The sequence below is a fragment of the Stenotrophomonas sp. YJH_SMC_65 genome (assembly GCF_059369475.1).
In genome coordinates, this window is record NZ_JCAFSR010000004.1 from 305,634 (window position 1) to 320,858 (window position 15,225).

The window sequence follows — 15,225 nt, forward strand, 5'->3', positions numbered from 1 at the left end:
ATGCAGGAGCGGCGCGACCTCGTGGAGACGGTCGCGCGATAGGTAGTGCCGGCCGCTGGCCGGCAGCCATGTGGGTTGCCGGCCAGCGGCCGGCACTACCGGTCAAGGTCACCCGACCAACGGTCGGGGGCTACCTGCTGATCGGCAGCGCCGATCAGCTGCCCGACAGCATCCGGCGGATCTTGCGGCCGATGCGGGTCAGGAACGAATCGCCGCTGTCGGCCGCCGTGCGCACCGGCTTGGCCACCACCTGCACCGGGGTCACCGGGCTGGCGCCGTTGCCGGCGTTGGCCTGCACGCCCTCGCCACCCTCGACCGGACGGCCGTGGCGACGACGACGGCGCTTGCGCGGCTTGCGCTCGCCATCCACGGCACCTTCCGGCGCGCCCTCGGCGCGGGGCGGGCGCGGCGGACGCGGAGCCTGGGCGACAGCGGCTTCAGCACTTTCGGCCGGGGCAGCTGCAACCTGCTCGCCTTCCACGCGCGGCTTGCGCGGGCCACGCGAACGGCGCTCGCCGCTGCGCTCACCGTCGCGACGCTCGCCACGGCCACCGCCGGAGCGGCCCCCACTGCGACCACCACCACGGCGCTCTTCTTCAGCGGCGCGGGCTTCGCGCGCTTCACGGAAGATCTGGCCGACGCTCTCGTTCTCCTCACCTTCCTCGCCAGCAGCCGGGGCCGGGCGTTCCGGGCGCGGCAGCGGCGTCAACAGTTCCTTGGTGACCGGCTCGGACGGGATCTTCTGCTCGATGTAGGCCTCGATGTCCGGCAGGCCCATCGCGTAGCGTTCGCAGGCGAAGCTGATCGCATCACCCTCTTCGCCCAGGCGCGCGGTACGACCGATGCGGTGCACGTAGTCTTCGGCGTCGAACGGCAGGTCGTAGTTGTAGACGTACTTGATGCCGTCGATGTGCAGGCCACGCGCGGCCACGTCGGTGGCCACCAGGATTTCCAGCTGGCCCTTCTGGAAGCGGTTGAGCAGGCTCTCACGCTTCTTCTGCGGCACGTCGCCGGACAGCACGCCAACGCGGTAGCCGGCCTTTTCCAGCGAGCGGGCGACGCGCTCGACGAACACCTTGGTATTGACGAACACCATGGTGCGCGCGCCTTCACTGCGCGACAGCAGGCCCAGCAGCAGCGGGATCTTCTCGTCGTCGGCCGGGAAATAGATGCGCTGGCGCACGCGCGCAGCGGTGATGGTCTCGGCTTCGACCACCAGCTTCTGCGGCTCGTTCATGTGCTCGTAGGCCAGCTCCAGCACGCGATGGCTGAGGGTGGCACTGAACAGCAGGGTCTGGCGGATGGTGCGTTCCGGCATGCGGCGCAGCAGGAAGCGGATGTCCTTGATGAAGCCCAGATCGAACATGCGATCGGCTTCGTCCAGCACGCAGATCTCGCAGGCATGCAGCGAAACCACCTTGTGCTGCTTGACGTAGTCGATCAGGCGGCCCGGGGTGGCGATGATCACGTCCACGCCCTGCTGCAGCAGCTCACGCTGCTTGTCGTAATCCACGCCACCGTAGACCAGCGCGAAACGCAGGCCCAGGTCGGAACCGAACTTCACCGCATCCTTGTGGATCTGGATGGCCAGTTCGCGGGTCGGGGCAAGGATCAGCGCACGCGGATCCTCCGGCTTGCGGTCGGCCAGCGCCGGGCGGGTCAGCAGGCGGTTCACGACAGCGACCAGGAAGGCCAGGGTCTTGCCGGTGCCGGTCTGGGCCTGGCCGGCAACATCACCGCCGGGCAGCGCGACCGGCAGGGTCAGCGCCTGGATCGGGGTGCAGCGGGTGAATCCGGCTCCTTCAAGGCCGGCCTGCAGGGCCGGATGCAGCTCGAAGGAGGAGAAGGTCAAATCGGTCAGCGGTTTGTCGCTCATGAGTCCGTCTTGGTATGGCCGCCGGCCCGTGGGGCGGCTGGCACTTCATCGTCTAGGGGCACCGTCGCAAACTGCGGCCCCTGCGGCGGGTTGGCAGGCTGGGACCACCGGTCCGCGCGCCGCACAATGCCCCAGTTTACCGCACTCGGGCAGGCAAACCGGAATGCGGCGTCTCATGGCGTCCAGAGACGCCACCTTCACCCAGCCACACCGGACTTGAACGGCCTGCCCGGGTTCGCTGGTGTCGCCCACTGCCAGCCCCATGTACAGGAAGACAGTGAAATCCGACACATACCGGCCATCGAAGCGATCACGATACGCTGGGTTCCAACCGGCGCCTGTCCCTGCCCTGCGATAGGGGTACACTGCCGGCCGTGAGCGTCCAGGCATCCCGCCGAACGCACCGCGGCAGTGCGCCGCGAGGCAACGACGAGGGTCGCGCCACCGGGCATGGCCCAGTTCACCCACCTCCGGCATGGCCGGGTGCAATCCAAGACGAGAAACCAAGATGAGCGACAAGGTTGTACATGTCGGCGACGCCGACTTCGATAGCGCAGTGCTGAATTCCAAGGAACCGGTGCTGGTCGATTTCTGGGCCGAGTGGTGTGGCCCCTGCAAGATGATCGCCCCGGCGCTGGACGAACTGGCCGATGCCTACCAGGGCCGCGCCAAGATCGCCAAGGTCAACGTCGACCACAACCGCGCACTGGCCGCCAAGTACCACGTGCGTTCGATTCCGTACCTGGTCGTGTTCAAGGACGGCGAGAAGGTCGGCGAGCAGATCGGTGCGGTGGGCAAGGCCCAGCTGGCCGGCCTGCTGGACAAGGCCCTGGCCTGATCCTGCTGTTCCCGGCAGCCGCTGCCCGCGGCTGCCGGCGGGCGCCCCGCGTCCATCATGAATGCTGTTCCCGGCGACCCTTGCATGCCGCCGCAGGCCGATGATAGTGTCGGCATATCCGGCCGCGCTCGCGTGCCGCACCCTCTGGACGCAGTTTCTTCCAGACCCATTCCCAACGTTCGCCGCCCCAGCCGGGCGCTCGCACCTTCAAGCGAGGAATAACGCTCTTGTCCGATAACACTTCCGAAACCGGCAGCGCCGATGCGCCCGCCGAAAAGCGCGTGCGCAAGCCCCGCGTGAGCAAGGCCGCCGCCCCGGCAGCCGCCGAAACCAGCGCCGCTCCGGCGCAACCGACCCTGCCGCTGGCAGCCGCGCCCGAAGCGCCGGCACCGGCTGCAGCCGCCCCCGCGCCGAGCGCGCCTGCCACTGAAGCCCCCGCCTCCGGCGGCGGTGAGGGTGGCGAAGGCCGCGAATCCGGACAGCGCCAGCAGAACCACCAGGGCGGTGGGCAGCACCAGGGCCAGGGTCAGAACAACAACCCCTACAACCAGAACGGCCAGCAGGGCCAGGGCAATCGCCGCGACCGTTTCCGCAACCGTCGCGACCGCGACCGCAACCGCGGTGGCCGCGATGACGGCATGCCGCAGGACGGCGGCGAGCAGCAGCCCTTCGTGCCGCGCCCGCACGCCAACGTGCCCGAGGGCTTCCCGGTCTACTCGCTGAGCGACCTCAAGCGCATGCCGGCACAGAAGCTGCTGGAGATCGCCGAGCAGCTGCAGATCTCCGAAGGCGTGGCCCGTGCCCGCAAGCAGGACGTGATCTTCGCCCTGCTCAAGGTGCTGACCCGCCACGGCGACGGCGTTGCCGCCGATGGCGTGCTGGAAATCCTGCCGGACGGCTTCGGCTTCCTGCGCGCGGCCGAAGCCAGCTACCTGGCCGGCCCGGACGACACCTACATCTCGCCCAGCCAGATCCGCCGCTTCAACCTGCGCACCGGCGACCACATCTCCGGCCGCATCCGCTTCCCGAAGGACGGCGAGCGCTACTTCGCGCTGAACATCGTCGACACCATCAACGGTGAGCCGATCGAAGCGTCGAAGAACAAGGTGCTGTTCGAGAACCTGACCGCGCTGTTCCCGCGCCGCCGCTTCACCCTGGAGCGTGGCAACGGTTCGTCGGAAGACATTACCGGCCGCATCCTCGATCTGATGGCGCCGCAGGGCAAGGGCCAGCGCTCGCTCATCGTGTCCCAGCCGAAGGCCGGCAAGACGATGATGATGCAGCAGGTCGCCACTGCCATCACCACCAACCATCCGGACGTGCACCTGATCGTGCTGCTGATCGACGAACGCCCGGAAGAAGTGACCGAAATGCAGCGCACCGTGCGCGGCGAGGTCATCAGCTCGACCTTCGACGAGCCGGCCGCGCGCCACGTGCAGGTGGCCGAAATGGTCATCGAGCGCGCCAAGCGCCTGGTCGAGCACAAGAAGGACGTGGTGATCCTGCTCGACTCGATCACCCGTCTGGCCCGCGCCTACAACAACGTGGTGCCGAGCTCGGGCAAGGTGCTGACCGGTGGTGTGGATGCCAACGCCCTGCACCGCCCGAAGCGCTTCTTCGGTGCCGCGCGCAACGTGGAGGAAGGCGGCAGCCTGACCATCATCGCCACCGCGCTGGTCGACACCGGCTCGAAGATGGACGAGGTGATCTACGAAGAGTTCAAGGGCACCGGCAACAGCGAAGTGCACCTGAGCCGCCGTATCGCTGAAAAGCGCGTGTTCCCGGCCATCGACATCAACCGTTCCGGCACCCGCCGCGAGGACCTGCTGATCGAGCCGGAACTGCTGCAGAAGATCTGGATCCTGCGCAAGCTGCTGCATCCGATGGATGAAATGGCCGCGATGGAGTTCCTGCTGGACAAGATGAAGAACACCAAGTCCAACGACGAGTTCTTCGGCTCGATGAAGCGCTGATCCACGGCATTGCATCGAAAGGAACCTGCCGCTCGCTGCGGCAGGTTTTTTTTTGCCTGCAGGGCGACCCACTTCACTTTGCCGCCGCCGACTTTTGGCGATAATCCGCCCGATACCCTGCCCGGCCCTGCGGGCGTGGCCACCGATTCCGCTGTCGCCCCTTCCGGAGAACCGGTCGGGTCCAGCCTCCTGCCGGATCCGTCGACGCATGCGAACGCTGTCTCCCCGCCTCAACCTGGGCAAGCTGATCCTCGCCCTGGCCCTGCTCAGCGCCATCATCGCCCTGGCCAATACACTGCTGGCCAGCTACCGCGTGCAGCGCGACCAGCTGGTCGGCAATACCCTGGAAGCCAACCGCGTCTATGCCACCAAGCTGGCCGAGACCACCCAGAACTTCCTGTTGGCCGCGCAGCAGGAGCTGGCCTACGCCGCCACCCGGCTCGGCCAGAGTGACCTCGATCCGGCACAGGCGCAGGACGAGGCCAGCCGCCTGCAGCTGCAGACCAACAGCTTCAATTCCTCGCTGGTGGTGGACGCCGACGGCCTGGTGATCGCCACCTCGCCGCAGACCCTGCAGCTGCAGGGCGAGATCCTGCACAGCGTCGGCAACAATGCCGCATTGGCTGCACGCCAGCCGATGATCAGCGACCCGTACCAGTCGACCACAGGCAAGCTGCTGGTCTCGCTGTCGCACCCGATCTTCGACCGCCAGGGCCACTATCGCGGCTACGTCAGCGGCACCCTGTACCTGCGCCAGCGCAGCGCGCTGCATACGCTGCTGGGCAAGCACTACTACCGCGACGGCTCCTACCTGTACGTGGTCGACCGCCATGGCCGCCTGCTGTACCACGCCGACGGCAAGCGGGTCGGCGACTACGTGGTCGGCAACCCGGCGGTGAAGGCGGTGGTGCGCGGTGAGCGCGGCGCGCAGCAGGTCCGTAACAACCTGGGCGTGTCGATGCTGGCCGGTTACGCGCCGGTACCGGCCACCGGCTGGGGCATCATCGCCCAGCGGCCGACCGAGGCCACATTGCAGCCGTTGTCACGGTTGATGACCGCGGTGATCTGGAACGCGATCCCGCTCGGCCTGCTGTCACTGCTGATCACCTGGTGGTTCGCCCGGCGCATCTCGATGCCGCTGTGGCAGCTGGCGCGCAACGTGCAGGGTGGCGAGGACACCGGCAGCGCGATCAACCACGTCAGCGGCATCCGCGCATGGTACTTCGAGGTTGCCCAGCTCAAGCAAGCGGTCCTGCACAGCTTCAACGCCCTGCAGGACCGCATTGGCACACTCAACCGCGCCAACCGTACCGATCCGCTGACCGGCCTGCTCAATCGCCGCGGCCTGCAGCAGGCGCTGGATGCGCTGCAGGTGCAGGGCATTCCGTTCGCGATCCTGGCGCTGGACATCGATCGCTTCAAATCGATCAACGACAGCCACGGCCATGACGTCGGTGACGCCGCCATCGTCCATATCGCCGACCAGATGCGCCGCTACTCGCGCGACAGCGACATCCTCTGCCGTGCCGGTGGCGAGGAATTCCTGCTGCTGCTGCCGGGCATCAGTACCGACTCGGCGCGCCAGGCCGGCGAGCGCCTGCGCCAGCACATCGCCGATCATCCGTTCGAGCCGGTCGGCACCATCACCGTGTCGCTGGGCGTGGCCCACTTCCCCAGCTTCCATGTCGATGCCGAGCAGGCGCTGCGGCTGGCCGACAAGGCCCTGTACATGGCCAAGGAACAGGGCCGCAACCGCGTGGTGGTCTACCCGTACGCGGACTGAAAAGCGGCCGGCCTGGCCGACCGCTCCATCGCACCGGGCTCAGCGCTGCGCCAGCGGCGTCAGCAGGCGCAGGCCGCGCTGGGTGCCATCGACCATGTACACGCCGCCGGCCGGCAGCAGATCACTTCCCGCCTGTCCGGCGCCATCCGGCGTGCGCCAGGGTGCGGCCTGGCGCGGGCCGGGGATGAAGGCACGCCAGCGGCCGTAGCGTTCCGGCTGGCCGTTGTCGCTGTTGTTCAGGGCGAAAGTGACCGGCACGCGCACGGTCCATGAATCCCGCGTGCTGTCCTCGCCGGTGGTCGGCGGCGAGAAGGTCCACTTGCGGGCCGCACTGATACTGGCCTTGGCGAAGATGTCGCGCATCCTGGCCATGGTCCGTTCCGGTGCGACCACGGTCATGTTCACCTGCTCGGCAATGACATCGGCCACGGTGCCGTCGCGTGCGACCTTGACCAGCAGCAGTACGTCACCCTGCCCGCCATTGCGGAAGGCCTCTTCGGGGTAGCGCGGCGGCGGCATGCGCTTCTGGGTGATCGAATCGGTAGCCTTCGGATCATATTCACTGAAGTCGACGCTGGTCATGCTGATCTGGTAGTTGCCGTCTTCCTGCTGCTTGCCACGCAGGCGTACGCGCAGCGGTGCGTGGACGGCCACCGGCGTACCATCACGCAGCGTCGGTTCGAACTGCCAGCCGCGGATGGCGCCTTCCACGAACGACACGATGCCGGGTGCGAGCATGGCACGCTGGTCCAGGACCAGCGTGCTGACCGAACCATCGGCTGCCACGTCGATACTGCCTGACAGCACCATGCTCATCTCGGCAGTGGCGCGCACGGCGCGCGCGTTCTGGGCCACGGCATCGGCCGGCAGCAGGGGCGCACCGGCGGCGAACGCCAGGGCCAGCGCAAGGAACAGGGGGGAACGCATCATTGCCGGATCCATGGTGATGAGGTGAACCCCGAGCGTACCGCAGTCCGAGCGGGACCGGCAGGCAGTCCACGCCACGCCGTTCAGGCCAGGCGATGGACCGCCGCATAGGGCGGCGTATCCGGATAATCACCGCTGGCGAAGCGCGCCTGCAGGCCCTGCCACCACGCGGGATCAAACAGGTGCCGGTAATGTTCGCGCACCGCCGCCAGCTCACCCGCCGGCAGGCCCATGAACGGGCCGAAGCGCTCGGGAAACACGTCGCGTGGCCCGACATGGAACCAGGGTTCGTCGGCCATGGCTTCCTCCGGCGTGCGCGGCTGCGGCCAGGCGCGGAACACGCAGTCGCTGACCAGGCACAGCTCGTCATAGTCGTAGAAGACTGCCCGGCCATGCCGCGATACGCCGAAGTTCTTCGGCAGCATGTCGCCGGGGAAGATGTTGTTGCGCGCCATGTCGGTGATCGCCTGCGCGTAGTCGAGTACCGCCGCACGCACCGCGTCGCCGCCCTGCTCGCGCAGGTAAAGGTTCAATGGACGGAAGCGACGCTGCACGTAGCACAGTGCGACTTCCACCTGGTCGCCATCAACGCGCACGCTCTGCGCGCACTGCGCAAGCAGCTCCTGCAGCAAGGCCGGTGCGAAGCGGTCGCGCGGGAAACGCAGATGGCGGTACGGCTGCGCATCAAGCAGGCGACCGACACGGTCGAGGTTGAACACCAGCGCATACTTCTCTTCCACCTGCTGCCGCGACATCGACTTCGGCCACGCGAAGCGGTCGCGGATCAGCTTGAACACCAGCGGATAGCTGGGCAGGGTGAACACCGCCATGACCATGCCTGGCGTGCCTTCGGCATGCACCAGCCGCTCCTGCGGATGTTCGTTGAAGTGGCGGAAGAAGGTGCGGTAGCGCTCGGTCTTGCCCTGCTTGGCGCGGCCCAGCACCGTATAGATCTCATCAATGGGCTTGCCCGGCAACAGGCTGCGCAGGAACACCACCGCATCGCCCACCGTGGCAAGGTCGGCCTGGAAATAGCTGCGCGACACGCCGAACAGATGGGCAACATCGCGACGCCGGGTCAGCACCGCATCTGCACGCAGGCCCTGCCCATCGTTGACCAGGGCGATCACGCACGGTGAGAAGCGGTGCTCGCCGAACACGCGACCCACCAGGTAGGCACGGCGCTCGCGATAGAACACGGTGTCGAGCAGCTCGATGCTGCGCACCGGCGTATCGCCCCAGTGGGCCAGATCGTCCTGCAGGCGCACAGCGATGGCCGCCGCGCAGCGCAGCTGGTGTGCATACGGAATGTCGAAGCGGTAATCGGCCAGCACGCGCTGGAGAGCCTCCACCGGCCGCGTCGGCGAGACCGCATAGGTATGCCGTGCGACCGGGTGGGTGATCGCATCGGACGGCTCGACATCGAAGGCGATGAACTCCAGCGCCGGGTCCACGCCACGGGTGGAGAACAAGCGCCGCGACAGCGTGTTGTAGAAGGTCTTGTACAGCTCGGCGTCGATCAGCCCCCGCAGCAGTGCGCTATAGCGCGCATGCACCTGCAGCCACAGCGCACGTTCCCCGATCGCTTCGCCGGCGAGACGCCGCAGCGCATCCATCTGTTCGGCGATGCACAGGTCGTACAACGCGATGCGCTCGACTGCATCCCGGCGCGCGCCCACCCAGTCGCGCTGCTCGAAACGCTGCCGCGCACGGGCGGTGATCGCCGTAAAGCGGGCGTGATACTGCTCGAAGCCGGCGTGAATGGCGCCGGCGATGCGCGACGCCAAGTCGGCAACGGTGTCAGGCTCGGACATGCAGGGCTCACCCGGGAGGACCTGCCTCACCATACGCTGGCGTGGGGTGGCTTGTGTAGGGCCACTGCATGCCGCGACAAACGCAACGATTCCTACAGACCTGATGCCTCCCTGCTGCCTACCCTTTCAGGCCCAACAACGGCACGAGGTGACGCATGCAGCAAATGACCTTTATTCCGCGCGTGGAGGAAGGCAACGTCATCCCGCAGCGCGCCCGCGACGGCTACATCAGCGCGACCGCCCTGTGCCAGTCCGTCGGCAAGCGCTGATCCGACTACCGGGCACTGAAATCGACGGAGGAGTTCCTGCAGGAGCTCATGGCGCAGACGAAGCTGTCCGAGAATGAGCTTATCCACGTGGTATCCGGTGGGAACCCGGCCATGCAGGGCACCTGGATCCACCCGTACCTCGCCATCCACCTCGGCCAGTGGCTGTCGCGCAGGTTCGCAGTGAAGGTCTCGCAGTGGGTGGTGGAATGGCAGCAGGGTCGCGCCAATGCGTTGCTGCCCGTGCACATCGACCGCTACATGCAGAACCGTGCCAAGGTGCCGTACACCCATTTCTCGATGCTCAACGAGCTGACGTTGAACCTGATCGCACCGCTGGAGCAGGCGGGCTATACGCTCCCGCAGGCGCTGGTGCCGGACATCTCCGAAGGCCGACTGTTCTGCAAATGGCTGAGGGATCATCGCGGCGTCGACACCGATGCGCTGCCCACGTATGACCACGCCTACCCGGACGGCCGCACGGTGCAGGCCAAGCTGTATCCCAACGAGTTCTACGAGGACTTCCGCCGCCACTTCAACGAAGTGTGGCTGCCAGATCATGCGCCCAGATACTTCGCCGCACGCGACAGCAAGGCTCTCTCGTTCGTCTCTGCACTGCTGCTTCCAGCAGCCTGAAGGCAGCGCCGAACGTGCTCGGCTGCTTCGGCTGGAAGCAGCCGAGCATGGTCCGGCGCTACGGAGGCGGCCGCTCAGATCGCCAGTTCGGCCTCCACGTCCTGCACCTTGCGCCGGGCCAATGCCAGGTTGGACTTGGTACGGTCCAGCACGATGTAGAAGAACAGGCCCTTCTTCTTCGCCACCGGGCGCATGATGTGGTACGCCTTGCCCAGCGAGATCAGGATGTCCTCGATGCTGTCGTTGAGGTTCAGCGATGCGGCGGTCTTCATCTTCGCGCGGATCACTTCGGTATTGCCGGCGGCGGCCACTTCCATGTCCATGCCGGCACCGGCTTCGCCCAGCAGCATGCCACTTTCGTAATCGACCAGCGCCACTGCCTGCGCGCCGTCGATGCCCATCAGTGCGTTCAACGAATCATTCAATCCAGCCACGTCGCACCCCTTGTCGATGTTGGTCCGAGCCCCTTGTTCCCCTGCGGCCGGGCTCACGATCCGCCGAGTTCGGCCAGGATCGCCTGGCCACATTCCCTGCTCTGCCACAGCACCTGGCCGATCACGCTGCGCTGGTCGCAGGCCGCCATCAGCAGCAACGGTGCGCGCCCTTCGGCCTGGATCGCCAGCATCAGCACCTTTCCGCCCGCCGCTTCCAGCATCAGTGTCTGCAGATCGCCCAGCACCAGTTCGCGCCCGACCGCCGCAGCCAGCGCCAGCATCGCGCTGGTCATCGCCGCCAGCCGTTCGCCGCGCCCTTCGGCGCCGGCGCTGACCAGGGCAAAGCCATCGACGCTGGCCAGCACGACCGTGCGCACGCCTTCGACCCGCTGCTGCAGGTCCTGCAGCAGGGGCTGCAGGCGCTCACGCTGACCGGCGTCGGGCAGTACCGCCAGCTGCCCGTCAGCCATGTGCAGCCACCAGTGCGTGCGCTTCCATTTCGCTCATCAGTACATCCATCAGCAGCAGTCCCTGTCCTCGGTCACGGGCATCCACGGCCAGCAGCGGCAGCGGCTGGTCGTCAAGGCAGGCACGGATGGCCCAGTCATCCAGTGCGGCCTGCGGTGCCTGGTCCAGGTGGGTGACCGCCACGACCAGTGCCAAGGATGATGCGAACGGCTGCAGCACCTGCAGATAGCCTTCCAGCTCGCTGGCCAGGCCGGCGCGGCGCGCATCCAGCAGCAGCACCGGGCCACGCGCGCCCTGCAGCAGGATCGGCCACAGGAAATCGAAACGCTGCTGGCCGGGTGTGCCGTAGAGACGCAGGCGTTCGCCGTTGGGCAGGTCGATGTCTGCATAGTCCAGCGCCACGGTGGTGGAGGCCTTGTCGGCGCCGAGGCGATCAGTGTTGGCCACATCCGTGTCGACCACCGCGCCAGCCGCGATGCTGCGTACCAGCGTCGACTTGCCGCTGCCCATGCCGCCCAGCACGACCACCTTGTGCTCACGCATTGCGCTCGCTCCCGCGCAGGTGCCGCCACAGGCGGGCGAGCAGTCCGTTGTCGGTGCGGGTGCCACCTGCCGCCATCATCAGCGTCGCCGGGGCGGCCTGCAGCTGCGCGTAGCCACACAGATAGGCGGCATGGATGAAATCGCGAACGGCCGCCGCCGGCAGTTCGAGCAGCATCGTGCATTCCTCAACCGTACACGCACGCTTGAGCAGCAGCGAGCACAGGCGGAAGCCATCGTGGTCATGGCCCAGTACGCGGAAGTCCGGCCAGCGCAGCAGCTTCACCGAGGCGCCGCGCAGGCGCTCGTCCAGCGCCTGCCAATGGCGGCTGCGTTGCGCCCATTGCCACAGCAGTGGCCGCAGCGGCTGGCGTGGCCGCTCGCCGGCCAGGGCCTGCAGGCGCGCCGGTGTCAGCGCGTCCAGCTGCAGGCGCTCAAAGGCATCGGCCAGCCGCTCCACCAGCGCCGCAGCCGGCTCCTGCAACAGCACGGCCTGATCGTGCTCCAGATCCATCAGCAGCAGAGGCTCGCCTGCATCACCCAGCAGTGCCTGGCCCTGTCGCAGCGGCAGCCGCTCGCGCAGCAGACGGGTGATGGCGTGCGCGCCATCTGCCAGGCGGATCGGCGCAGGTGTCTGCATGACCAGGGGCTCCGGTGCCAACTGCATGCGACGCAACGCGCGACCGATGGCACCGTCATCAAGCACGTCCTGATGCCCGTCGCCATCACGCAGCTGGCCGCCGATGTCCTCGATCCAGCACTGCAGGCGCGGACGTTGCTGTCGCATGCGCTGGGCGGCGTTGCGCAGCGCCGGGGTATCGCGGATGACCAGCAGATCACAATCGTCCAGATCCTGGCTGCGGCGGACCTGGCCATCCGGCAGCGCCGAGGCCAGGCGCAGCCGTTGCAGCAGGGCCTGCTCGCCCTGGATATCGGTTCCCACTACCAGCACGCGTGCCATCCGTGTTCCCCGTGCGGCCACCTCCCCGGTGGCCTCGCGTCGCCAAGGCTAGGGCATCGCCAGCGGCGGCCGTCGTGATCGATTGCTCAGATTCAAGGCGACTGCGAAACCGCGCCGATCCATTCTGCGACCGCCATCGCGGGCAAGTTTCATGCCCCGTTGACGGCATTCCGACGACCGACGGATGTCACGGTTCTGGACACGGGTCGAATGGGGTCAGATCCCTTTTGCTTGCAAAAGGGATCTGACCCCAGCGCCATAAAAAGAAACCCGCGCCGAAGCGCGGGTTCCGGTGTCACGGCCGAACGGCAGTGGATCAGCCGCGCAGCTGTTCCAGCGCGGCGTTGAAGGTCGCGCTCGGGCGCATCGCCTTGCTGGCCTTGGCCACGTCCGGGCGGTAGTAGCCGCCGATGTCCACGGCCTTGCCCTGCACTGCGATCAGCTCTTCGACGATCTTCTGCTCGTTGTCGGTCAGCGTCTTGGCCAGCGGGGCGAAGCGCGCCTTCAGGGCGGCGTCCTCGTCCTGCGCGGCCAGGGCCTGGGCCCAGTACAGCGCGATGTAGAAGTGGCTGCCACGGTTGTCGATGCCACCCAGCTTGCGCGATGGCGACTTGTCGTTGTCCAGGAACTGGCCGTTGGCTTCGTCCAGCGCCTTGGCCAGCACACGGGCAGCGGCGTTGTCGTAGCGGTTGCCCAGGTGTTCCAGCGACGCGGCCAAGGCCAGGAACTCACCCAGCGAATCCCAACGCAGGTAGTCCTCTTCAACGAACTGCTGCACGTGCTTCGGGGCCGAACCACCGGCACCGGTCTCGAACAGGCCGCCACCGGCCATCAGCGGCACGATCGACAGCATCTTGGCGCTGGTGCCCAGTTCCATGATCGGGAACAGGTCGGTCAGGTAGTCACGCAGCACGTTGCCGGTCACCGAGATGGTGTCCTCGCCCTTGCGGATGCGGTCCAGCGAGAACGCGGTGGCTTCCACCGGCGGCAGGATGCGGATGTCCAGGCCGGTGGTGTCGTGGTCCTTCAGGTACTGCTCGACCTTGGCGATGACCTGCGCGTCGTGGGCGCGGGCGGCGTCCAGCCAGAACACGGCCGGGGTGCTGCTCAGGCGGGCGCGCTCGACGGCCAGCTTGACCCAGTCCTGGATCGGCGCGTCCTTGGTCTGGCACATGCGCCAGATGTCACCGGCTTCCACGGCGTGCTCGAACACCACGGCGCCGGCATCATCGGTGACCTTGACCACGCCATCGGCGGCGATCTGGAAGGTCTTGTCGTGCGAGCCGTACTCCTCGGCCTTCTGCGCCATCAGGCCGACGTTCGGCACCGAACCCATGGTGGCCGGGTCGAAGGCACCGTGCGCCTTGCAGTCGTCGATGACGGCCTGGTACACGCCGGCGTAGCAGCGGTCCGGAATGACCGCCTTGGTGTCCTGTAGCTTGCCTTCGGCATTCCACATCTTGCCCGAGTCGCGGATCATCGCCGGCATCGAGGCGTCGACGATCACGTCGCTCGGCACGTGCAGGTTGGTGATGCCCTTGTCCGAATTGACCATGGCCACGCCCGGGCGCTGCGCGTACTCGGCGGCCAGGTCGGCCTCGATCGCGGCGCGGGTGGCTTCAGGCAGCGACGGCAGGCGCGCAGCCAGGTCACCAATGCCGTTGTTGGCATCGAAACCGGCCTGCTTCAGCACGTCGGCGTGCTTGGTCAGTACGTCCTTGTAGAACTCGTTCACCGCCACGCCGAACATGATCGGGTCGGAGACCTTCATCATGGTCGCCTTCAGGTGCAGCGAGAACAGCACGCCCTGGGCCTTGGCATCGGCAATCTGCTCGCCGATGAACGCGGCCAGTGCCTTGCGGCTCATGACGGCGGCATCGACGATCTCGCCCGCCTTCACTGCGGTCTTTTCCTTCAGCACGACGGCGCTGCCGTCCTTGCCGTGGAAGGTGATCTTCAGCGAACCGGCGTTGGCCAGGGTGGCCGACTTCTCGCTGCCGTAGAAGTCACCGGCGGCCATGTGCGCGACGTGCGACTTCGAATCCGACGCCCAGGCGCCCATGCGGTGCGGATGCTTGCGCGCGTAGTTCTTCACCGACAGCGGTGCACGGCGGTCGGAGTTGCCTTCGCGCAGCACCGGGTTCACCGCACTGCCCTTGACCTTGTCGTAGCGCGCCTTGTAGTCGCGCTGCTGGTCGTCGGCCGGGGTTTCCGGGTAATCCGGCAGCGGATAGCCCTGGTCCTGCAGTTCCTTGATGGCCGCCTTCAGCTGCGGCACCGAGGCGGAGATGTTCGGCAGCTTGATGATGTTGGCGTCCGGGGTGGTCGCCAGCTGGCCCAGCTCGGCCAGGTCGTCGCTGACCTTCTGCGCGTCGCTGAGCAGTTCAGGGAACAGCGACAGGATGCGGCCGGACAGCGAGATGTCACGGGTTTCCACCACGATGCCTGCGGTGGCGGTGTAGGCGCCGACGATCGGCAGCAGCGACTGGGTGGCCAGGAACGGTGCTTCGTCGGTCAGCGTGTAGAGGATCTTGGACATGGGGGACTTGGACTCTGTAGCAGTGCTCAGGGGAAGGCCGGCGCCAGCGCCGGGCCACGTGCAACCGTGTCGCGCGCGGGGCCGGGCCCCACGCTTTCCCCCGTCGCCGTCAGGGTGGGCGCGCGGCGGGGAAACCCCTGCATTGTCGCGTTTTCAGCCGCGCGGGGCAA

General features: G+C 67.2%; 12 protein-coding genes. 4 read left to right on the plus strand and 8 right to left on the minus strand.

The genetic code is table 11. From position 1 onward, the window contains the following. Positions 1-154 precede the first annotated feature (154 nt). A complete protein-coding gene (gene rhlB / locus AC5P7A_RS09575; protein WP_495220085.1) occupies positions 155-1,876 on the minus strand; it encodes an ATP-dependent RNA helicase RhlB in 1,722 nt (573 codons plus the stop codon). 508 nt (positions 1,877-2,384) lie between these two features. Here rhlB and trxA point away from each other — a divergent pair. The 3 genes from trxA (at position 2,385) to AC5P7A_RS09590 (ending at position 6,470) form a co-directional block, all read left to right on the plus strand. Continuing rightward, positions 2,385-2,714 (plus strand): thioredoxin, encoded by a 330-nt coding sequence (trxA, locus tag AC5P7A_RS09580; RefSeq protein ID WP_005411275.1) that lies wholly within the window; start codon positions 2,385-2,387, stop codon positions 2,712-2,714. A gap of 227 nt (positions 2,715-2,941) precedes the next feature. Further along, positions 2,942-4,687, plus strand: a complete 1,746-nt coding sequence (rho, locus tag AC5P7A_RS09585; RefSeq protein WP_046429862.1) for a transcription termination factor Rho — start codon at positions 2,942-2,944, stop codon at positions 4,685-4,687. A gap of 208 nt (positions 4,688-4,895) precedes the next feature. After that, complete coding sequence (locus tag AC5P7A_RS09590) at positions 4,896-6,470, plus strand: sensor domain-containing diguanylate cyclase (RefSeq protein ID WP_032961682.1); 1,575 nt, start codon at positions 4,896-4,898, stop codon at positions 6,468-6,470. Positions 6,471-6,509: 39 nt separating this feature from the next. On the opposite strand, the gene AC5P7A_RS09595 is transcribed toward AC5P7A_RS09590, so the two are convergent. Then, complete coding sequence (locus AC5P7A_RS09595) at positions 6,510-7,400, minus strand: energy transducer TonB (protein ID WP_049439329.1); 891 nt, start codon at positions 7,398-7,400, stop codon at positions 6,510-6,512. An 80-nt stretch (positions 7,401-7,480) separates the two neighbouring features. Next, positions 7,481-9,211, minus strand: a complete 1,731-nt coding sequence (gene aceK, locus AC5P7A_RS09600; protein ID WP_495220086.1) for a bifunctional isocitrate dehydrogenase kinase/phosphatase — start codon at positions 9,209-9,211, stop codon at positions 7,481-7,483. 284 nt (positions 9,212-9,495) lie between these two features. Here aceK and AC5P7A_RS09605 point away from each other — a divergent pair, with 284 nt between their 5' ends. Next, entirely contained in the window at positions 9,496-10,113 is a 618-nt protein-coding gene (locus AC5P7A_RS09605; RefSeq protein ID WP_495220114.1) for a KilA-N domain-containing protein, read from the plus strand. A 74-nt stretch (positions 10,114-10,187) separates the two neighbouring features. Here AC5P7A_RS09605 and AC5P7A_RS09610 read toward each other — a convergent pair whose 3' ends face one another. From AC5P7A_RS09610 to AC5P7A_RS09630, 5 genes are all read right to left on the minus strand, one after another. Continuing rightward, positions 10,188-10,547, minus strand: a complete 360-nt coding sequence (locus tag AC5P7A_RS09610) for a hypothetical protein (RefSeq protein WP_014648639.1) — start codon at positions 10,545-10,547, stop codon at positions 10,188-10,190. A 53-nt stretch (positions 10,548-10,600) separates the two neighbouring features. Beyond that, complete coding sequence (locus AC5P7A_RS09615) at positions 10,601-11,017, minus strand: roadblock/LC7 domain-containing protein (protein ID WP_014648640.1); 417 nt, start codon at positions 11,015-11,017, stop codon at positions 10,601-10,603. Beyond that, the gene (locus AC5P7A_RS09620; protein WP_495220087.1) at positions 11,010-11,558 is read right to left on the minus strand and encodes a GTP-binding protein; all 549 of its coding nucleotides are present in this window, start codon (positions 11,556-11,558) and stop codon (positions 11,010-11,012) included. Before AC5P7A_RS09620 ends, AC5P7A_RS09615 begins: the two co-directional genes overlap by 8 nt. Further along, positions 11,551-12,516, minus strand: a complete 966-nt coding sequence (locus AC5P7A_RS09625) for a hypothetical protein (protein ID WP_014648642.1) — start codon at positions 12,514-12,516, stop codon at positions 11,551-11,553. Before AC5P7A_RS09625 ends, AC5P7A_RS09620 begins: the two co-directional genes overlap by 8 nt. Positions 12,517-12,832: 316 nt before the next feature. After that, on the minus strand, positions 12,833-15,055 hold the full coding sequence (locus AC5P7A_RS09630; protein ID WP_046432822.1) for an NADP-dependent isocitrate dehydrogenase: 2,223 nt from the start codon (positions 15,053-15,055) through the stop codon (positions 12,833-12,835). Positions 15,056-15,225: the final 170 nt, after the last annotated feature.

What these genes read in the sequence shown, in the direction of transcription:
- rhlB (WP_495220085.1), bottom strand. Translation starts at nt 1,876, where the DNA reads ATGAGCGACAAACCGCTGACCGATTTGACCTTCTCCTCCTTCGAGCTG.
- trxA (WP_005411275.1), top strand. Translation starts at nt 2,385, where the DNA reads ATGAGCGACAAGGTTGTACATGTCGGCGACGCCGACTTCGATAGCGCA.
- AC5P7A_RS09590 (WP_032961682.1), top strand. Translation starts at nt 4,896, where the DNA reads ATGCGAACGCTGTCTCCCCGCCTCAACCTGGGCAAGCTGATCCTCGCC.
- AC5P7A_RS09595 (WP_049439329.1), bottom strand. Translation starts at nt 7,400, where the DNA reads ATGATGCGTTCCCCCCTGTTCCTTGCGCTGGCCCTGGCGTTCGCCGCC.
- aceK (WP_495220086.1), bottom strand. Translation starts at nt 9,211, where the DNA reads ATGTCCGAGCCTGACACCGTTGCCGACTTGGCGTCGCGCATCGCCGGC.
- AC5P7A_RS09615 (WP_014648640.1), bottom strand. Translation starts at nt 11,017, where the DNA reads ATGGCTGACGGGCAGCTGGCGGTACTGCCCGACGCCGGTCAGCGTGAG.
- AC5P7A_RS09620 (WP_495220087.1), bottom strand. Translation starts at nt 11,558, where the DNA reads ATGCGTGAGCACAAGGTGGTCGTGCTGGGCGGCATGGGCAGCGGCAAG.
- AC5P7A_RS09625 (WP_014648642.1), bottom strand. Translation starts at nt 12,516, where the DNA reads ATGGCACGCGTGCTGGTAGTGGGAACCGATATCCAGGGCGAGCAGGCC.
- AC5P7A_RS09630 (WP_046432822.1), bottom strand. Translation starts at nt 15,055, where the DNA reads ATGTCCAAGATCCTCTACACGCTGACCGACGAAGCACCGTTCCTGGCC.